Origin of the sequence: Acidovorax soli, from assembly GCF_014207955.1 — a bacterium.
GTDB lineage: Bacteria > Pseudomonadota > Gammaproteobacteria > Burkholderiales > Burkholderiaceae_C > Acidovorax > Acidovorax soli_A.
This window is the reverse complement of record NZ_JACHLK010000003.1, coordinates 55,898-75,508: the sequence shown is the minus strand read 5'-3', so window position 1 is coordinate 75,508 and position 19,611 is coordinate 55,898. Positions and strand designations below refer to the sequence as shown.

Sequence of the window (19,611 nt, the reverse complement as noted above, 5' to 3'; positions counted from 1 at the left end):
GGATGGGCGAGCGGGGCGTGCATTGTCTCAGCCGGGCGGGCGCCGTTCCTAAAATGGGCGCATTCTTTCTCTTTCTCAGCTCTCGCTCCCATGCCTTCCGCCAGCCCCCTCCTGCTCATCGACAGCCTGCGCTTTGCCTACCCTGAGGTTCCGCTGTTCGATGGCCTGTCCGCCCAGGTGCCGGCGGGCGCCACGCTGGTGCTGGGCGGCGACAGCAGTGGCAAGACCACCTTGCTGCGCCTGCTGGCGGGTGAACTGGCTCCGGGCTCCGGCCAACTGGTGCTGCAGGGTGTCTCCCTGCAGTCGGCGCCAGCCGACTACCGGGCCCGGGTGTTCTGGGGCGACCCGCGCTCGGGCACGCTGGAAGAGCAGGGCGTGCAGGACTGGCTGGCCGCACTGCCGGAGCGCTACCCGCGCTTCGACGCGGGCGCACTGGCCCGGCACATCGAGGGCTTCGACCTGCACGAGCACCTCTCCAAGCGCTTTCTGATGCTCTCCACGGGCACACGGCGCAAGGTGTGGACGGCCGGGGCGCTGGCCTCGGGCGCCGCACTCACCCTGCTCGACGAACCTGTGGCGGGGCTGGACAAGCCCTCCATCCAGTACCTGCAGCAGGCGCTGGCGGCCTTGGCGGGCGCGGCGGACCGGGCCATCGTGGTCGCGCACTACGATGCGCTGGTGGGCGTGCCCTGGCAAACCACCATCGCGCTGCCTGAGCGGTGATGCCCGAGCGCCAAGCGGGGCAGGGCGCAAAGCCCTAAACTGGCGAGCTGGGCCGCGCCAGCGGCCGTTTTTCCGGATGTTTCTCCCCATGGACGCCCTGCTTTTCGCCCCCGTCGCCGTGGCCATCGCGCTCACGCCTGGCCCCAACAATTTCTGCGGTCTCAACAACGGCATCCGTGCCGGTGTGGGCGCGGCCCTGGTGGGCACCATCGGGCGGGCGGCGGCGTTTGCGATCTTTCTCGCCGTGTCGGCCGTGGGCCTGGGGGCGATGCTGCTGGCGTCCGAGGCGGCCTTCACCGCCGTGAAGTGGGTGGGCGCCTGCTATTTGTTCTGGCTGGGCTGGCGTGCCTGGCGCAGCCGCGAGTTCAATGGGCTGGAGGTGGCCGATGGTGCCGAGGTGGCGGCCAGCGGCGCTGCGCCGGTGCGGCTGTGGTCGCTGGTGACGCAGGAGTTCCTGCTGGGCATCACCAACCCCAAGGCCATCATCCTGTTCGCGGCCATCTTTCCGCAGTTCATCGACCCGGCCCAGCCGGCGGCGCGCCAGTTCCTGGTGTTGGGCAGCGTGTACCTGGCGGCTGAGTTCGTGGCCACGGCGGTCTATGCGGCGGGCGGCCGGCAGATCCGCCGCTTCATCCGTACCTCGCGTGGTGTGGTGCGGCTGAACAAGGCCACGGGCGGTTTCTTCATGGGCGCGGGCGGCCTGCTGCTGGCTACCAACCGCTGACATGAAGCACCCCCTGAGTCGCTTCGCGCCTTCCCCCTTGAAGGGGGACGCCCCCAGTGCGGCGGGGCGGCCCTTGCACGGGGGCACTGGCCTGGGTAGCGCCAGTTTTGTGCGATGGGGGTCGTGCGTATCGCCATGGGCAACTGAGTTAGGTTTCGGGCTTGAAAACGTCGTAAACCGAGGGTAAAGGCAGGGTAAATCCTTTTGTCCGGGCGCGGGAGCGTCTTGGCGGGTGGCTACCATAGCCACGATTCCATTTGTAACGCCCACCATGCCTTCCCATCGCCTTCCGTCCGTGCCCTCGCGGCCCCTTTTGCGCCAACAGGGGCGTGCCCTGTGGTGGATCGTGCTGCTGGTGGTGATTGCCGCCGCTGCGGGCGGGGGCTGGTGGTGGAAGCAGCGCCAGGCGGCGAGCACCACAGGGCAGCCGCAGGCTGAAGGGGCGGGCGGCCCGCCCGGAGGGCGCGGCGGCCCCGGTGGGGGCCGCGGGCCGGCGCGCTTCAGCGCCGGTGGGCAGACGCAGCCGGTGTCGGTGGGCATCGTGCGGCGCCAGGACGTGCGTGTGCAGGTCAATGCCATCGGCACCATGAGCGCCCGCGCCACGGCCGTGGTGCGCGCCAAGGTCAGCGGCGAGCTGGTCAAGCTGCACTTCAAGGAAGGCGACGAGGTCAAGGCCGGCCAGCTGCTGGCCGAGATCGACCCGCGCAGCTACCAGGCCTCGCTGGGCCAGGTGCAGGGCAACCTCGCGCGCGACCAGGCGCTGCTCAAGAATGCCCAGCTCGACCTGAAACGCTACCAGGACCTGCTGGCCAAGGACTCGATTGCCAGCCAGCAGGTGGACACCCAGGCTGCCCAGGTGCGCCAGCTCGAAGGCACGGTGGCGGCCGACCAGGCCCAGGTGGACGCGGCCAAGCTGCAGCTGAGCTACACCCGCATCACCGCGCCCATCGCCGGGCGCCTGGGCCTGCGCCAGGCCGACCGGGGCAATGTGGTCGGCCCTTCGGATGCCAACGGTATTGTCACCATCAACCTGGTGCGCCCCATCGACGCGGTGTTTTCCGTGCCCGAGGCGCACCTGGCGCAGATCAACCAGCGCCTCTCCGAGGGCGCCGAGCTGCCCGTGGAGCTGTGGGACCGCGAGCAAAAGCGCCGCCTGGGCCGCGGTAAGGTGGGTGCGCTGGACAACGCCATCGATGCGACCACCGGCACCATCAAGGTCAAGGCCACCTTCGGCAACGAGGACGGCACCCTGTTCCCCAACCAGTTCGTCAATGTGCGCCTGCAGGTCAACCTGCTGCAGGACGCGGTCACCGTGCCGGGCACGGCCATCCAGAACAATTACGTCTACCTGGTGCAGCCCGATGGCACGGTGACGCAGCGGCGCATCCGCGTGGGTGTGGCCGACGGCGACCGGGTGGCGGTGGAGGGCGACCTCAAAGAAGGTGACCAGGTCGTGGTCGACGGCATCGACCGCCTGCGCGAAGGCGCCAAGGTGGCGGTGATCGATTCGGGCGCCGCGGCGCGCGCCGACGAGGCCGTGCAGGACGCCGGCGCGCGCCGCGCCGCGATGATGCGCAACCTGACCCCTGAAGAGCGCGAGAAGCTCGCCAAGATGACGCAGGAAGAGCGCCGCGCCTTCTTCCGCAGCAAGCGCAACCAGCCTGGCGCGGCCGGTCCGGCGGGAGCGGCCAGTGGCACCGTGGGCAGCGAGGCGGCTGCACCTGCCGCCGGTGCATCGGCTGCTGCAGCGCCTGCACCGGGGGCGTCGCGCCCTGCCGGTGGCCGCAGCGCCGAAGGCCCCCGGGGCGCGCAGGACGGTGCGCCGCGTGAAACGCCCGGCCCGCGTGCTGACGGCGGCCCGCGTGCCGAGGGCGGTGCCCCCGATGGCGAGCGCCGCCCCGGCATGTCGCTCGAGGTGCGGGCCCTGCTCGAAAAAATGAGCCCCGAAGAGCGTCAGAAGCTGCAGGCCATGGCGCCCGACGAGCGCCGCGCCTACATCCGCGGCAAGATGCAGGCGGCCGGCATCGCGGCCCCTGGTGCCGCCGCCTCGCGCTGATGCCGTCCCGACTCCCCTGAAGCGGGCACCGCCGCCATGAACCTTTCGCGCATCTTCATCCTGCGCCCCATCGCCACCTCGCTGCTGATGGTGGCGCTGCTGATTGCAGGCCTGCTGGCCTACCGGCTGCTGCCCATCTCGGCCCTGCCCGAGGTGGACTACCCCACCATCCAGGTCACCACGCTGTACCCGGGCGCCAGCCCCGACGTGATGACCTCCAATGTCACCGCGCCGCTGGAGCGCCAGTTCGGCCAGATGCCGGGGCTGGAGCAGATGTCCTCCACCAGCTCTGGCGGGGCCTCGGTCATCACCCTGCGCTTTGCGCTGGACATGGCCATGGACGTGGCCGAGCAGCAGGTGCAGGCGGCCATCAATGCCGGCAGCAACCTGCTGCCCAACGATTTGCCCATGCCGCCCATCTACAGCAAGGTGAACCCGGCGGATGCGCCCATCCTCACGCTGGCCATCACCTCGCCCTCGCTGCCGGTGATCCGCGTCAACGACCTGGTGGAAAACCGCCTGGCGCCCAAGCTCTCGCAGGTCAAGGGCGTGGGCCTGGTGGCCATTGCGGGCGGGCGCCGCCCGGCAGTGCGCATCCAGGTCAATCCGGTGGCGCTGGCCGCGGTGGGCATGACGCTGGAAGACGTGCGCGGCGTGATCGCAGCCTCCAACGTCAAGCAGGCCAAGGGCGGCTTCGACGGGCCGGCGCGCGCATCGACCATCGACGCCAACGACCAGCTGCAGTCCGCCGCCGAGTACCAGAACCTGGTGATCGCGCTGCGCAACGGCACGCCCGTGCGCCTGCGCGACGTGGCCACCACGGTGGACGATGCCGAGAACGCCCGCCTGGCCGCCTGGGCCGGCACGCCCGAGACGGGCGCGCGCGCCGGCGTGATCCTCAACATCCGGCGCCAGCCCGGCGCCAACGTGATCGAGACGGTGGACCGCATCAAGGCCCTGCTGCCCCAGCTGCAGAGCACGCTGCCAGCCTCGCTGGACGTGCAGATCCTGACCGACCGCACGGTGACCATCCGCTCCTCGGTCAAGGACATGCAGGCCGAGCTGGCCCTGGCCATCGGGCTGGTGGTGGCGGTGATCTTCGTCTTTTTGCGCAGCGCCTCGGCCACGCTCATCCCCAGCGTGGCGGTGCCGCTGTCGCTGGTGGGCACCTTCGGCATCATGTACCTGGCGGGGTTCTCCATCAACAACCTCACGCTGATGGCGCTGACCATCTCCACCGGCTTCGTGGTGGACGATGCCATCGTGATGATCGAGAACATCGCGCGCTATGTGGAGGACGGCGAGCCCCCCCTGCAGGCAGCGCTCAAGGGCGCCAAGCAGATCGGCTTCACCATCATCTCGCTGACCATCTCGCTGATCGCGGTGCTGATCCCGCTGCTCTTCATGGGCGACGTGGTGGGCCGGTTGTTCCACGAGTTCGCGATCACCATGGCCGTGGCCATCCTGATCTCGGCGGTGGTCTCGCTCACGCTCACGCCCATGCTGTGCGCGCGCCTCTTGCGCCACACGCCCGAGGAGAGCCATGGCCGCCTGTACCAGGCCACGGGCCGCTTCTTCGACCGCACCATCGCCCAGTACGGCCGCGCGCTGAACTGGGTGCTGGGCCACCAGCTGCTGACCTGGGTGGTGTTCATCGCCACGCTGGCGCTCACGGTGCTGCTCTACATGGTGGTGCCCAAGGGCTTCTTCCCGGTGCAGGACACGGGTACCCTGCAGGCGACCACCGAGGCCGACCAGTCGATCTCGTTCGCGGCCATGGCCGAGCGCCAGCAGCAGCTGGCAGAGCGCATCCTGCGCGACCCGGCGGTGAAAAGCGTCTCGTCCTTCATCGGCGTCGACGGTGCCAACACCACGCTCAACACCGGCCGCCTGCTGATCGACCTGCAACCGCATGGCGAGCGCGACAAGGCCTCGGCCGTGGTGCGCCGCCTGGCCGATGACACGGCCGACATGCCCGGCATCCGCCTGTATGCCCAGCCCGTGCAGGACCTGACCATCGAGGACCGCGTGGCGCGCACGCAGTACCAGCTGCTGGTGTCATCGCCCGACCCGGCGCAGCTGCAGACCAGCACCACCGAGCTGGTGCGCCGCATGCGCGGCCTGCCGCAGCTGGCCGACGTGGCCAGCGACCTGCAGAGCCAGGGCCTGCAGGCCTTCGTGCAGATCGACCGGGCCCAGGCCAGCCGCCTGGGGGTCACCGTGTCGGGCATCGACACGGCGCTGTACAACGCCTTCGGCCAGCGGCTCATCTCCACCATCTTCACCCAGTCCAACCAGTACCGGGTGGTGCTGGAAGTTTCGCCGCAGTTCAAGATCGGGCCCGAGGCGCTGAACAACATCTACGTCACCTCCACGGCCGGCAAGCCGGTGGCGCTGTCCACCGTGGCGCGCATCGAGGAGCGGCCCATGGCCCTGGGCGTGAACCACGTGGGCCAGTTGCCGGCGGCCACCATCTCCTTCAACACCGCACCCGGCGTGGCACTGGGCGATGCGGTCAAGGCCATCCAGGCCGAGCAGGCCGGCGCCAAGGAGGCGGGCCTCTTGCCGCTGTCGGTGGAGACCAGCTTCCAGGGCGCGGCGCTGGCCTTCCAGGCCTCGCTGTCGAACACGCTGCTGCTGATTTTGGCGGCCGTGGTCACCATGTACATCGTGCTCGGCGTGCTGTACGAGAGCACCATCCACCCGGTCACCATCCTCTCGACCCTGCCGTCGGCCGGCGTGGGCGCGCTGCTCGCGCTGCTGGTCACGGGGCTGGATGTGGACATCATCGCCATCATCGGCATCGTGCTGCTCATCGGCATCGTCAAGAAGAACGCGATCATGATGATCGACTTCGCGCTGGAGGCCCAGCGCGACCAGGGCCTGCCCGCGCGCGAAGCCATCTACCAGGCCTGCCTGCTGCGCTTTCGCCCGATCCTGATGACCACGCTGGCCGCGCTGCTGGGCGCGCTGCCGCTGATGCTGGGCACGGGCGTGGGCAGCGAGCTGCGCCACCCGCTGGGCGTGACCATGGTGGGCGGCCTCATCGTGAGCCAGTTGCTCACCCTGTTCACCACGCCCGTGATCTACCTGACCTTCGAGAACGCGGCCGAGCGCTGGCGCGCGCGCCGTGCCGCCAAGGCAGCAGCGCAGGCCGAAGGGGCCAGCCATGCGTAGCCTGGCCTGCCAGGGCGAGGGGGTGCTGTGAGCATTTCCACTCCCTTCATCCACCGGCCCATCGCCACCATGCTGCTGACCATCGGCCTGGCGCTGGCGGGGGCGGTGTCGTACTTTTTGCTGCCCGTGGCGCCGCTGCCGCAGGTGGACTACCCGACCATCTCGGTCTCGGCCAGCCTGCCCGGGGCCAGCCCCGACACCATCGCCGCCACCGTGGCCACGCCGCTGGAGCGCGCGCTGGGCGCGATCGCGGGCGTCAACGAGATCACCTCGCGCTCCACGCTGGGCAGCACCTCCATCACGCTGCAGTTCGACCTGAGCCGCACGGTGGACAGCGCCGCACGCGACGTGCAGGCGGCCATCAACGCCTCGCGCACGCTGCTGCCCACGGGCATGCCCAGCAACCCGACCTACCGCAAGGTGAACCCGGCGGATTCGCCCATCATGATCCTGGCGCTCACGTCGGACTCGCTCACGCGTGGGCAGATGTACGACGCGGCCTCCACCGTCATGGCGCAAAAGCTCTCGCAGGTGGAGGGCGTGGGCCAGGCGTCGATCAGCGGCGGCGCGCTGCCGGCCGTGCGCGTGCAGCTCGACCCGCTGCGCCTGGCGGCCAACGGTGTCTCGCTGGAGCAGGTGCGCGCGGCCATCACCAGCACCAACGCCAACCGGCCGCTGGGCTCGGTGGAGCGCGAGGACCACTACTGGCAGGTGACCGCCAACGACCAGGCCCGCGTGGCGGCCGACTATGCCCCGCTGGTGCTGCGCTGGAAGGACGGCAATGCCATCCGCCTGGCCGACGTGGCCCAGGTGACCGATTCGGTGCAGGACGTGCGCAACTTCGGCGTGGCCAACGGCAAGCCCGCCATCCTGCTGCAGGTGTACAAGCAGCCGGGTGCCAACATTTTGGAGGCCGTGGAGCGTGTGCGCGCGCTGCTGCCGGCGCTCAAGGCGTCCATCCCCGCGGCCATCGACATCGAGATCGTCTCCGACCGCACGCCCACGCTGCGTGCCTCGGTCAAGGAGGTGGAGCGCGCCCTGGTGATCGCCGTGGCGCTGGTGATCCTGGTGGTGTTTCTGTTCCTGCGCAATGCGCGCGCCACGCTCATTCCCAGCGTGGCGGTGCCGGTGTCGCTGGCCGGCACCTTCGGCATCATGTACCTGGCGGGCTACACGCTCGACAACCTCTCGCTCATGGCGCTCACCGTGGCCACCGGCTTCGTGGTGGACGATGCCATCGTGGTGCTGGAGAACATCATGCGCCACATGGAGCGCGGCAAGACGGCGCTGCAGGCCTCGCTCGACGGGGCGCGCGAGATCGGCTTCACCGTGGTGTCCATGAGCATCTCGCTGATCGCGGTGTTCGTGCCCATTTTGTTCATGGGCGGTATCGTGGGACGGTTCTTTCGCGAGTTCGCCATCGTCATGTCGGCCGCCATCCTGGTGTCGCTGCTGGTCTCTCTGACCACCACGCCCATGATGTGTGCGGCCCTGCTCAAGCAGCAGCGGGCCCCCAAGGCGCCCAGCCCGTCCCGCTGGGCGCGCTTTTCGCGCTGGGTGGACCGGCTGCAGGAGCGCGCCCTGCGCGTCTACCGCCGCAGCCTGGCCTGGTGCCTGCGCCACCAGCCCGTGGTGCTGCTGGTGCTGGCCGGCGTGGTGGCCAGCAATGTGTACCTGTACACGGCCATCGACAAGGGCTTCATGCCCGAGCAGGACACGGGCCGCATCTCGGGCTTCATCCGGGCCGACCAGGCCACCTCGTTCCAGGCCATGGAACAGCGGCTGCAGCGCTTTCTGGCCATCGTGCAGGCCGACCCGGCCGTGGAGCATGTCACCGGCTTCACGGGCGGCTGGCAGCGCAATGCGGCCATGATGTTCATGTCGCTCAAGCGCGGGCCGGGGCAGGAGAGCTCCGAGACGGTGATCAACCGCCTGCGCGAGCAGCTCAAGAACGAGCCCGGTGCGCGCCTGTTCATGACGCCCCAGCGCGACATCCGCATCGGTGGGCGGCAGAGCAGCGCCTCGTTCGACTACACGCTGCAGGCCGACGACATCGCCGAGCTGCGCACCTGGGAGCCGCGCATCCGCCTGGCCCTGTCGCAGCTGCCCGAGCTGGAAGACGTGAACAGCGACGTGCAGGACTACGGCCTGCAGACCACGCTGGTGATCGACCGCGACGCGGCCTCGCGCCTGGGACTCACGGTCGCCACCATCGACGCCACCCTGAACGACGCCTTCGGCCAGCGCCAGGTGGGCGTGATCTACAACCCGCTCAACCAGTACCGCGTGGTGATGGAGGCCGCGCCCCAGTACCTGCAGGACCCCGAGACCCTGCGCAGCTTCTTCTTCGTGAACAACCAGGGCCAGCAGATCCCGCTGACGGCCTTTGCGCGCATCACCCAGACCAACACGCCGCTGTCGGTCAGCCACGACCGGGGCACGCCGGCCAGCACGGTGAGCTTCAGCCTGGCGCCGGGCGTCTCGCTCTCGCAGGCGACCGATGCGGTGCACAACGCGGTGTCCGAACTGGGCGTGCCGGTCAGCATCCGCGGCACCTTCGGCGGCACGGCGGGGGCCTTCCAGGATGCGCTGGCGGGGCAGCCGCTGTTGATCCTGGCGGCCATCATCACCATCTACCTGGTGCTGGGCATCCTGTACGAAAACCTGGTGCACCCGCTCACCATCCTGTCCACGCTGCCTTCTGCGGGCGTGGGGGCGCTGCTGGCGCTGATGCTGTTCAAGACCGAGTTTTCGCTGATCGCGCTGATCGGGGTGATCCTGCTCATCGGCATCGTCAAGAAGAACGCGATCATGATGATCGACTTCGCGCTGGTGCGCCAGCGCGGCGGCCATGTGAGCGCGGCCCAGGCCATCTACCGCGCCTGCAACCTGCGCCTGCGCCCCATCCTCATGACCACCATGGCCGCCATCTTTGGCGCGCTGCCGCTGGCCCTGGGCCGGGCCGACGGCGCCGAGCTGCGCCAGCCCCTGGGCATTGCCATCGTGGGCGGGCTGCTGTTCAGCCAGGTGCTCACGCTCTATACGACGCCCGTGGTCTACGTGGCGCTGGACCGCCTGCGCATGGGTGCCCACCGCCTGGCGCGCCGCTGGCGCCGCAGCCGCCCGGCGCCATCCGCCGGTGCCGCCGCGGCGCTGCAAGGAAACGATTGATGCTTTCGACCCCTTTCTTCCCTTCTTCCGCGCGCCTGGCGCTGTCGCTGGCCGTGTTGGCCCTGCTTGGGGCCTGTGCCAGCCGGCAGCCCTACGAGCGCCCGGCCATGGACATTCCGCCCGCGTTCAAGGAAAGCGGCGCCGCGGCCCAGGGCCTGTGGCAGCCGGCCCAGCCCGGTGGCGGCCAGGCCGTGCCGACCGCATGGTGGTCGCTGTATGGCGACGCGACGCTTGACACCCTGCAGCAGCAGGCCGCAGCCGGCAACCAGAACATCGCGCAGAGCGTGGCCCGGCTGCGCGCCGCGCAGGCGGCCGTGGCCAGCAGCAGCGCCAGCCTGCTGCCCAGCCTGGGTGCCAGCGCCAGCAGTTCGCGCGCGCGCAGCGGCAGCACGCTGCAGGCCGATGGCAGCAGCAATGCGCGCATCAGCACCAGCCATTCGCTGGGCCTGAATGCAAGCTGGGAGTTGGACCTGTGGGGCCGCATCTCGGGCACGGTGGACGCCGCGCGCGCCAGCGCCCAGGCCAGCGCCGACGACCTGGCCGCCATGCGCCTGTCGGTGCAGGCCACGGTGGCGCAGACCTATTTCTCGCTGCGGGCCGCCGAGGCCCAGGCCCGGCTGCTGCGCGAGACGCTGGACGCCTATGCGCGCAGCTGGGAGCTCACGCGCAACCGCCAGGCGGCCGGTGTGGCCTCGCTGGCCGACGTGGCCCAGGCCGAGGCGCAGTACAAGGGCACCCAGGTGCAGTTGCTCGAATCCGAGACCAACCGCAGCCAGCTCGAACATGCGCTGGCCGCCCTGGTGGGCCAGGCGCCCGCAGCCTTCAGCCTGCCGGCCACGGCCGAGCTGCCGGCGCCGCCCGCCGTGCCTGCGCAACTGCCCTCGCAGCTGCTGGAGCGCCGCCCCGACATCGCCGCGGCCGAGCGCCGTGTGGCGGCTGCCAACGCGCAGATCGGCGTGGCGCGCGCGGCCTTCTTCCCGGCGCTCACGCTGTCGGGCTCGGCCGGCTACCGGGGTTCGGAACTGTCCAACCTGCTGCGCGCGCCCAATCTGTTCTGGTCGCTGGGCCCGGCGCTCGCGGTCTCGCTGTTCGATGGCGGCGCACGCAATGCCGCGGTGGAGTCGGCCCGTGCGAGCAACGAGCAGGCCGCCGCCGCCTACCGCCTGACGGTGCTCACCGCGCTGCAGGAGGTGGAGGACAACCTCACGGCCGCCACCGCCCTGGCCCAGGAGCAGCAGTTGCAGGCCGAGGCCCTGGCCGCCTCCCAGCGCGCGCTGGACGTGGTGAACAACCAGTACCGCGCGGGCACCGTGGGTTTCCTCAATGTGATCACCGCGCAGGCCAGCGTGCTCTCGTCGCAGCGCAGCCTGATCGACGTGAAGAACCGTCGCCTGGCGGCCGTGAACACCCTGCTCAAGAACGTGGCGGGGAACTGGGAGCCGCTGGCGCGGTGACGGGTTGGCGGCTCAGCCGGCGTGGTCAGCGGAAGCCACCACCCGCCAACCCTGGCCAGTGCGCAGCAGGTGGTAGGACTCGCGCCAGCCGCTGGCCACGCTGCCATCGGCGCGCAGCAACTCCCAGGAAACACTGGCCAGCGCGCTGAGCGTGCCCATGGGTACGACTTGCAGATCGCTGAAGCGGCAAGAGCGGCAGCCCTGGCCATGGTAGGTGGTGAGCACGGCCTGGAAGTAGCCGCCAACGTCCTGCGCTGTGTGGAAGGCCCGTACCGCCCCCTGCGCTTCCACGGCGATGCAGGGCACGGCATAGCGCTGTGCCACCAGGGGGCCGTCGAATTCGGCGAAGGCCGCCACGAAGGCATCGAAGAAGGACCGGATCTCGCCGGCCATGTCAGTGCTCACGGGCATGGATTGCCTCCTGGGGTTGGGTGTCTGCCTGGCCAGGGGCCTGCCACGCGGGCCACCGCCTGGCGGATGCTGGCATGCGAGGCATCCGGGCGCAAGGCGGCCTGCAGTGCGAGCGCCGTCTCGGGGTCGTGTGCCTGGAGCCATTGCAGGGCTTTCTTGGGCCCCTCGAACCACTGCCTGCGCAGGGCGAAGTAGTCTTCGAGCAAGGCGGTCAGCAGCCAGGCACGGCGGTAGTGGCCTTCGGCATCGCCGCGCTCCATGCGGGCCGCCATCTTCCAGGCCCAGGTGGTGCGCGCGCCGATCTCGTCGGCGGGCAGCGGGGGCGGGCCTTGCGTGAAGACGGCAGCCAGCCCCTGCAGGAATCGATCCGCCTCCTGTCCCCGCTGCAGCAGCACCACGCTGCCGCGCAGCTTGAGCCATTCAGGGCCGGGCTGCGTCAGCGCCGATTCCGGGTAGAGGAATACGTCAAGAAACGTGCCGTCGATGGTGCGCGTGTCACGGCCTGTGCTGTCGCGCGGGCCAAAGGCGGCGATGTCGTAGTCGCTGTCCTCGTCCGCGGTGCCGTCGGCCCGTGACCCGTAGAGCAACAAGGTGTGGTTGCCGCCCTCCCGGGTCAGTTCTTCGCACAGGGTGCGCAGCAAGGGTGTCCAGTGGATGTTCGGTGCGGTCATTCCGTGCTGCCCCCGCGCGACTGCGCGCCTTCGTGGAGCAACCATGTGCGGAAGGCCGCAAACGCCGGCAGGTCCAGCCGGTCGGGCCGGTAGCACAGGTAGTGGCCCTGGTCCACACGCACCGGGCTGCCGCAGGGGCTGAGCAAGGCGCCCTCGGCCCTCTCTTTTTGCACCAGCAGGGCGGGCACCAGGCCGATGCCCAGGCCGTTGAGTGCGGCCTGGATCAGGGCCGAATACTGGGCGAAGCGCGGGCCCGCCAGGGTCTGTACCTCGGGCACGCCGTGCTGGGTGGCCCACTGGCGCCAGGCCGTGGGCGCGCCCTCGTGGTGCAGCAGGGTGTGGCCCAGGATGTCGGTGGGCTGGGCGATGCGGTGGCGCCCCTCGACCAGGCTGCGCGCCACGATGAGCACGAACTCGCGCCCCGCGATGTACTCCGACACCACCCCCGGCCAGCCGTCGGGTCCGTAGCGGATGGCGGCGTCCACCCCGGCGGGAATGCCGTCGCTGGGCTCCAGGTGGCGGCTGAAGCTCAGCATCACATGGCGGCTTTGCTGGCTGAAGGCCGGCAGCCGGGGGATCAGCCATTTGGTGAGAAAGGTGGGCACGCTGGCCAGCGTGAGCAGGCCCGCCCCGGCATCACCCGAGCGCGCCTCGAAGGTCGCGGCCTCGATGGTGCGCAGCCCGCCCGAGATCTTCTGCCAGTACACGCGGCCCTGGGGCGTGAGCTCCACGCCGCGCCCGTTCTTCTGCAGCAGCTGGCGGCCTAGAAAGGCCTCCAACCCCGCCACCTGCTTGCTCACGGCGCTGGCCGTGATGCACAGCGCACCCGACGCCAAAGTGATGCTCTGGTGGCGCGCAACGGCGTCAAAGGCCAGCAGTTCCTGGATGGTGGGGCAGTCGCGCTTCATGCCTGGCGCTCCTTGCACAACCCGTCCACGCTAGCGCGTCTTGATGACGTTGTAGTGAAAAACATTTTCCAATCGCTCAAGTGTTGTGTTCCATGATTCACCCATGAAAACCGTGTTGGTTCATAAAATTCGGCCATCGCAGCAAGAGGTGTGAATCGACAGTTGCGTATCCGGAAAGTATGCCGGCAATTGGAGCGGATAACAAAACTCAGCGAAGCGGTTCTGGCCAGGCGCTGCGTCGCAGGCAGTACGGGTAGTACGACAAGACGCGGCAACGACGCCAGAAGAGTTTTGTTGGCCGCTCTCAGGACATTGGAGACAACAAGGTGATCCGCGGTATTTCCCTCGTCTACGGCCTGTACCTGCTGCTGCCCATCGCACTGTTGCTGGTGGGCAGCGTGGGCGGCAGCTGGACCAATACGCTCTTGCCCAGCGGCGCCACCGGCCAGTGGTACCAGGACCTGTGGCTGGACAGCTCGTTCCGCAAGGCCTTCGTGAGCAGCCTGGTGGTGGCGCTGGCGGCCTGCGCCATCAACACCGTGCTGGCGCTGCCGCTGGCCTATGCGCTGTACCACGGCGCGCGACGCGGCGGGGGCCTGGCGGCGCGCATCGTGAGCGCCATGCCCGTGGCCGTGCCGGCCATCACCCTGGCCTTTGGCTACATGGTGGTGTTCAACACCGACCTCGCGCCCTGGCTGGGCTCCATGCCGCTGCTCATCGCGGCGCACGCCATCCTCACGCTGCCCTACCTTACCAACACCCTGCTGGCCGACCTGCGCCACCTGGACCTGCACCGGCTGGAGCAGGCCGCGGCCACGCTGGGCGCCTCGGGCTGGCAGCAGTTCACGGGCATCGTGCTGCCCAGCCTGCGCCAGAGCCTGCTCAGCGGCCTGGTGATGGTGGCTGCCATCTCGGTGGGCGAGTTCGGTGTCTCCAACCTGCTCACCAGCTTCCAGAACCGCACCTACCCCGTCGTGCTGCTGCAGGCCTTCTACGGCGCCACGGGCTTTGCCTGCGCCGCCACGGTGGTCCTGCTGGTGCTGGCGGGTGCATCGGCCCTGTTGTCTTCTTCCCTCGTCCAAGCCCGCAAAGACCAGCCATGAGCCTCGTCCTCGACAACGTCAGCTACCGCTACCCTGGCAGCACGCATGGCCTGCACGAAGTCTCTCTGGACGTGCGTGCCGGCGAACTGGTGGCCGTGATCGGGCCCAGCGGCTCGGGCAAGTCCACGCTGCTCAAGCTGGTGTCGGGCCTCACAACCGGCCACACGGGCCGCATCGTCTTCGGCGGGCAGGACATGTCGGCCATGCCCGTGCACCAGCGCCGCATGGGCATGGTGTTCCAGAACTATGCGCTGTTCCCGCACCTGTCGGTGCTGGACAACGTGGCCTATGGCCTCAAACTGCGCAAGGTGCCCGTGGCCGAGCGCCACCGGCGCGCGCAGGAGCTGCTCGGCATCGTCGGCCTTTCGGGCTACGCACAGCGCGGCATTGGCCAGCTCTCGGGTGGGCAGCAGCAGCGCGTGGCGCTGGCGCGGGCCCTGGCCATCGACCCGCAGGCCCTGCTGCTTGACGAACCGCTCTCGGCCCTCGATGCCAGCGTGCGCGGCCACCTGCGCGACGAGATCCGCGCCATCCAGCAGCGCTTTGGCGCCACCACCTTGCTGGTCACGCACGACCAGGAGGAGGCCCTGGTCATGGCCGATCGCGTGGCCATGCTCAAGGATGGGCGCCTCTTGCAGATCGCCACGCCGCGCGAGTTGTACGAGCAGCCCGCCAGCCGCGCGGTCGCCGAATTCGTGGGCCTGTCCACCATCCTGCCCTGTACGGTTTGCGCGCCGGGCCGGGTGGACCTGGGCTTTGCCGAACTCCACGCGCACACAGGCAGCCGCCCCGTGGGCACGGTGCTGCACGCGATGGTGCGCCCCGAGCATGTGCGTGCCGACCCGGCGCCCGGCAGCGTGAACCGATTGCAAGGGCGCACCGGTGCCCAGCGTTACCTGGGCGCGCTCACGCGCTACGACTTCGAGGTGCCCGGTGCGGGCAAGCCCTTCCTCGCCGAGTCGGCTCGGCCGGCGGCCGAAGCGATTGCCATTGCCCCCGAGCACATCCGCCTGCTCGACCTCTGACTTCCCTCCCAAACCATCCCATCGAGGAGCTTTCACCATGCAACGCAGACAACTGATCCAGGCCGCCGGCGCACTGCCAGCACTGTCATTCGCGACGCTCGCCGCCCGCACCGCCTTTGCCTTCGACGGCCCCGAGCTCTATGCGGGCGAAAAGGCCTTGTACGCCGAGGCGCAGAAGGAGGGCCTGTGCGTCTCCTTCGACACCGGCCCCGAATGGGCCAACTGGAAGTCGCTGTTCCGCGATTTCAAGAAGCGCTACCCCGAGATCGAGCTGACCTACAACGACATCGGCTCGGCCGCCACCGTGGTCGCGCTGGAAAAGACCAAGCGCCGCCCGCAGGCCGACACGGCCTACTACTTCGCCGCCTCGGCGGTGGACGCCGCGAAGAAAGACGTGGTTGCGCCCTTCAAACCTGTCAACTTCGACAAGCTGCCGCCCGTGTTCCGCGAGGCCGAAGGCCGCTGGTTCACCATCCACACGCTGAACATCGCCTTCCTGGTCAACAAGAAGCTGGTGAAGAACATGCCCACGGGCTGGGCCGACCTGCTCAAGCCCGAGTTCAAGAACACCGTGGTCTACCTGGACCCGCGCTCCACCGGCATCGGCCAGGTGCTGACCTTTGCGGCGGCGTATGCCAATGGCGGCGGCGTGGACAACGTGCAGCCCGGCACCGACTACCTGGGCAAGCTGCATGCGGCCGGCAATGTGCTGCGCGTGGAAGGCACCACGCCCTACGCCAAGTTCCTCAAGGGCGAGATCCCCGTGTGGATCAGCTACGAGAACGACGGCCTCAAGGCCAAGCACGTGGATGGCATGGGCGATGCGGTGGAAGTGGTCATTCCCAAGGAGGCCAGCGTGGCCGCACCCTATGCGATCAGCCTGGTGAAGAACGGGCCCAACCCCAATGCGGGCAAGCTCTGGCTCAACTTCATCATGAGCGAGGCCGGCCAATCGCTGTTCGCCCAGGGCTTCGTGCGCCCCGCCGTGCCCGGCACGCCGCTGGCGGCCGACGTGGCCGCCAAGATGCCGGCCGCGCCGCAGATCCGCCCGCTCGACGTGGTGAAAGCCTCCGAGCGCAAGGCCGATGTGGACCGCCTGTGGGCGCAGGCCGCGCTGGGCAACAAGTAAAGGGAGCCGGCCCGCATGCGACGCTTTGGCGCCTGGCCCGCATGGGCCTTCATGGCGCTCTTCTTTGCGGTGCCGCTGGCCGCGCTGCTGCCCGAGGCCTTTGGCGATGGCGCCAGCGCTTTCGGGCGGCTGTTCGGCAACCCGCTGTTCCTGGGCGCGCTGCGCAACACGCTGGCGCTGGGGCTGGCGGCGGGCGCCGTGTCGGCGCTGGTGGGCACCTGCATTGCGATCGAGCTGGCACGCCAGCCCGCGGCGCGGCGCCAGTGGATGATGGCCTTGCTGGGCCTGCCGCTGGCCTTCTCGGGCCTGGTGATCGCCTACGGCTTCATCCTGGCGTTCGGGCGGGCGGGCTTTGTCACGCAGCTGCTGGCGGGCCTGGGCGGTGACCCGGCGGTGATCGGCAGCTGGATCTACAGCGTCTCGGGCCTGGGCGTGGCCTATGCCTATTACCTGATCCCGCGCGTGGCGCTGTCGCTGTACCCGGTGTTCGCCAACCTGGACCTGCGTCCCGCGCAGGCCGCGCGCACGCTGGGGGCCTCGCGCGCACGGGCCTTCTGGGACACGGTGGTGCCCGAGGTGGCGCCCTCGGTGCTGTCCAACGCCTGCATGGTGGCCGCGATCGCCATGGGCACCTATGGCACGGCGCTGGCGCTGGTGGGCACGCAGCTCAACATCCTGCCGCTGATGCTGCTGGCGCAGGTCAGCGATGGCGGGTCGGATTTTGCGGTGGCGGCGGCCCTGTCGCTGGTGCTGATGGTGGTGTGTGTGGTGGTGATGGGAGTGGGTGATGTCTTTACGCGACAACGCGAGCGCCGTGCAGGCCATTGAAACCTGGCCGGAGCCGGTGCTGCAGGCGCTGCAGCGCCTGGCCCTGAGGCAGCAGGGCCCCGGGCGCCACCGCCAGCCCGTGGCCGTGATCGGGCCGGGTGACGCAGGCGTGGCCGAGTGCGCGGCCGCCCACGCCGTGGCGCATGCGCTGGCCGGCGCGGGCATGGTGATCATCTGCGGCGGGCGCGGCGGGGTGATGGCGGCCGCGTCGCGCGGTGCCACCGAGGCCGGCGGCATGGCCGTTGGCATCCTGCCCGAGGACGACGACGCCAATGCCAATGAATGGCTCAGCGTGGCCGTGCCCACCGGCATGGGCGAGATGCGCAACGCCATCGTTGCGCGCAGCGGTGTCTGCCTGGTGGCCATCGGCAGCAACCTGGGCACCCTGTCGGAGATGGCCCTGGGCCTCAAGTGGGGCAAGCCGGTGTTCGAGCTCTACGGCGGCGTGCAATTGCCCGGGGCCGTGCCGGCCGCCGATGTGCACGATCTGCTGGCCAAGGTGTTGGCCTGCCTTCTGGCGTAGCGGCTCAGTCTTCGGATTCCAGCGCCACATCCAGCGCATCTTCCAGCGCCCACAACGCTTCGTCGCTGAGCGCGCCCACGAAGACACGCAGGCCATCGCTCCATTCCACCAGGCAGGCCACCTGCCCGGGCTGCACATAGGCGCGCATGTCGTTGACGGTGCCCACCAAGCGCCAGCCGGCCTTCAGCGCTGTTTCGGTGCCGGGCCCCGCGAGGCCCGATGCGCCGTGCGGCAGGGCCTCGCCGAAGCCGCATTGCCAGACCAGCATGGTGGCGATGAACTCCGAGCAGCGCTCGCACACCAAGTGCCACTCGGTGGCATCGCCGGTGGTGGTGATCCACACGGGCGGGTCGTCGCCCGCTGCGGGGCCGCAGTCCACGCCATAACGCACCACGTCCTGGTTTTCTTCGAGAAAGACGAGCTTGCCTTCCTGCAGGCTCCAGTCGGCGGGCGGCAGGAACTGGTCGTACACCGTGGTGAAGTCGTGCGCGTTGCCGGCCAGCAGGTAGAACGCGCGCAGCGCCTGCGGCGCGGTGGTGTCCAGGGACTGCTCGGCCTTGGCGATGGCCTGCGGGTCCACCGCGTCCGTGGGCCGGAGCGGGCGGCCCAGTATCTGGAACAGGTCGGGGTAGGGCATGGTGTTCATGGCAAGGGCGCCATATTGCCAGAGCCACGCGCCAGGCCGCGCGCCACGCGCTCGGTGGCTTCCCGCAGGTACTCGCGCAGGCTGGGTGGCTCCAGCACCTCGAACTCCACCTGCAGCGCCAGCAGCCAGTACACCAGGGTGCCCTGCTGGTGGGCGCCGCAGGCCAGCACGCAGCGCTCGGCGTCCAGGGCCTGCAGCACACCGGCCGAGGCCGGAATGCGCCGCGCCATGGTGGCCAGGGGCTGGTGCAGCACCACGCGGGCCTGCTGCGGAAACTGCGACAGCGCCACCGAGCGCGAGACATATCCCCTGAGGTCGCCCCCGTCCGGCCCGGGGCGTGGCGCGAAGTGGGCGCCGGCCACGGCATCGCCCACCATGCGGTCGATGCGAAAGCTGCGCCAGTCGCTGCGCGCCGGGTCCCAGGCCACCAGGTACCAGCGGTGGCCGGTGTGCACCAGGCCCTGGGGCTCCACCGTGCGCTGGCTGGCCTGGCCCTTGGCGTCCAGGTAGGCGAAGGCCACCCGCAACTGGTCGCGGCAGGCCGCGGCCAGCACCGCGAGTGCGGCGGCCTGCACCGTGGGGCCCATGTGCTCGGTGGGCAGGATGGCCGAGCGCAGCGCGTCGATGCGCTTGCGCAGGCGCGTGGGCATCACCTGTTCGAGCTTGACCAGGGCGCGCAGCGAGCTTTCCTCCACCCCGCCCACGGTGCCGGCCGTGGCCATGCGCAGGGCGATGGCCACGGCCAGGGCCTCCTCGTCGTCGAGCAGCAGCGGCGGCAACGCCTGGCCGGCGCGGAAGGCATAGCCGCCGGCCACGCCGCTGCTGGCGTGGATGGGGTAGCCCAGCTCGCGCAGGCGGTCGATGTCGCGGCGCAGGGTGCGCGGGTGGATCTCCAGCCGCTCGGCCAGCTCGGGGCCGGTCCAGTGGCTGCGGGTCTGCAGCAGGGAGAGCACGCGCAAGAGGCGGGAGGACGAGGACAGCATGGAAATGAATGTACGTCGAATCGAGGGCGGAATCTGTCCGCAATGCATCCTACATTGGACCCACGTTCACGGCGCAGTG

General features: G+C 69.7%; 16 protein-coding genes. 11 read left to right on the top strand and 5 right to left on the bottom strand.

The window, feature by feature from the left end:
- Window positions 1–90 precede the first annotated feature (90 nt).
- From HNP48_RS09105 to HNP48_RS09080, 6 genes are all read left to right on the top strand, one after another.
- Complete coding sequence (locus HNP48_RS09105) at window positions 91–723, top strand: ABC transporter ATP-binding protein (RefSeq protein WP_184856606.1); 633 nt, start codon at window positions 91–93, stop codon at window positions 721–723.
- Between the two features lie 88 nt (window positions 724–811).
- On the top strand, window positions 812–1,447 hold the full coding sequence (locus HNP48_RS09100; RefSeq protein ID WP_184856605.1) for a LysE family translocator: 636 nt from the start codon (window positions 812–814) through the stop codon (window positions 1,445–1,447).
- 271 nt (window positions 1,448–1,718) lie between these two features.
- A complete protein-coding gene (locus HNP48_RS09095; RefSeq protein ID WP_260420170.1) occupies window positions 1,719–3,503 on the top strand; it encodes an MdtA/MuxA family multidrug efflux RND transporter periplasmic adaptor subunit in 1,785 nt (594 codons plus the stop codon).
- A 36-nt stretch (window positions 3,504–3,539) separates the two neighbouring features.
- On the top strand, window positions 3,540–6,680 hold the full coding sequence (locus tag HNP48_RS09090; protein WP_184856604.1) for an MdtB/MuxB family multidrug efflux RND transporter permease subunit: 3,141 nt from the start codon (window positions 3,540–3,542) through the stop codon (window positions 6,678–6,680).
- 27 nt (window positions 6,681–6,707) lie between these two features.
- A complete protein-coding gene (locus HNP48_RS09085; protein WP_184856603.1) occupies window positions 6,708–9,851 on the top strand; it encodes an efflux RND transporter permease subunit in 3,144 nt (1,047 codons plus the stop codon).
- Window positions 9,851–11,305, top strand: coding sequence for an efflux transporter outer membrane subunit (locus tag HNP48_RS09080; RefSeq protein WP_184856602.1), 1,455 nt, complete (start codon window positions 9,851–9,853; stop codon window positions 11,303–11,305). The genes HNP48_RS09085 and HNP48_RS09080 overlap by 1 nt, the downstream gene beginning before the upstream one ends.
- A gap of 12 nt (window positions 11,306–11,317) precedes the next feature.
- Here the strand turns inward: HNP48_RS09080 and HNP48_RS09075 are convergent, their stop codons facing one another.
- From HNP48_RS09075 to HNP48_RS09065, 3 genes are read right to left on the bottom strand one after another with little or no spacing between them, the layout of a single operon-like run.
- Entirely contained in the window at window positions 11,318–11,716 is a 399-nt protein-coding gene (locus tag HNP48_RS09075; RefSeq protein WP_184856601.1) for a hypothetical protein, read from the bottom strand.
- Window positions 11,707–12,387: a nucleotidyltransferase domain-containing protein gene (locus HNP48_RS09070; protein WP_184856600.1), complete on the bottom strand. Its 681-nt coding sequence runs from the start codon at window positions 12,385–12,387 to the stop codon at window positions 11,707–11,709. The genes HNP48_RS09075 and HNP48_RS09070 overlap by 10 nt, the downstream gene beginning before the upstream one ends.
- Window positions 12,384–13,295, bottom strand: coding sequence for a LysR substrate-binding domain-containing protein (locus HNP48_RS09065; protein WP_184856599.1), 912 nt, complete (start codon window positions 13,293–13,295; stop codon window positions 12,384–12,386). The genes HNP48_RS09070 and HNP48_RS09065 overlap by 4 nt, the downstream gene beginning before the upstream one ends.
- Window positions 13,296–13,621: 326 nt before the next feature.
- On the opposite strand from HNP48_RS09065, the gene HNP48_RS09060 reads away from it, so the two are divergent.
- Genes HNP48_RS09060 through HNP48_RS09040 form a run of 5 tightly spaced genes read left to right on the top strand, consistent with a single transcriptional unit; the run spans window position 13,622 to window position 17,903 of the window.
- Window positions 13,622–14,398, top strand: coding sequence for an ABC transporter permease subunit (locus HNP48_RS09060; RefSeq protein ID WP_184856598.1), 777 nt, complete (start codon window positions 13,622–13,624; stop codon window positions 14,396–14,398).
- A complete protein-coding gene (locus HNP48_RS09055; RefSeq protein WP_184856597.1) occupies window positions 14,395–15,423 on the top strand; it encodes an ABC transporter ATP-binding protein in 1,029 nt (342 codons plus the stop codon). Before HNP48_RS09060 ends, HNP48_RS09055 begins: the two co-directional genes overlap by 4 nt.
- Window positions 15,424–15,460: 37 nt before the next feature.
- A complete protein-coding gene (locus HNP48_RS09050) occupies window positions 15,461–16,552 on the top strand; it encodes an extracellular solute-binding protein (protein WP_184856596.1) in 1,092 nt (363 codons plus the stop codon).
- Window positions 16,553–16,567: 15 nt separating this feature from the next.
- The gene (locus HNP48_RS09045) at window positions 16,568–17,380 is read left to right on the top strand and encodes an ABC transporter permease (protein WP_184856595.1); all 813 of its coding nucleotides are present in this window, start codon (window positions 16,568–16,570) and stop codon (window positions 17,378–17,380) included.
- Window positions 17,340–17,903 carry a TIGR00725 family protein gene (locus HNP48_RS09040; RefSeq protein ID WP_184856594.1) on the top strand — a complete coding sequence of 188 codons (564 nt, stop codon included), beginning with the start codon at window positions 17,340–17,342 and terminating at the stop codon, window positions 17,901–17,903. Before HNP48_RS09045 ends, HNP48_RS09040 begins: the two co-directional genes overlap by 41 nt.
- A gap of 4 nt (window positions 17,904–17,907) precedes the next feature.
- Here HNP48_RS09040 and HNP48_RS09035 read toward each other — a convergent pair whose 3' ends face one another.
- Window positions 17,908–18,549, bottom strand: a complete 642-nt coding sequence (locus tag HNP48_RS09035; RefSeq protein ID WP_184856593.1) for an SMI1/KNR4 family protein — start codon at window positions 18,547–18,549, stop codon at window positions 17,908–17,910.
- Window positions 18,546–19,532 carry a YafY family protein gene (locus HNP48_RS09030; protein WP_184856592.1) on the bottom strand — a complete coding sequence of 329 codons (987 nt, stop codon included), beginning with the start codon at window positions 19,530–19,532 and terminating at the stop codon, window positions 18,546–18,548. Before HNP48_RS09030 ends, HNP48_RS09035 begins: the two co-directional genes overlap by 4 nt.
- Window positions 19,533–19,611: the final 79 nt, after the last annotated feature.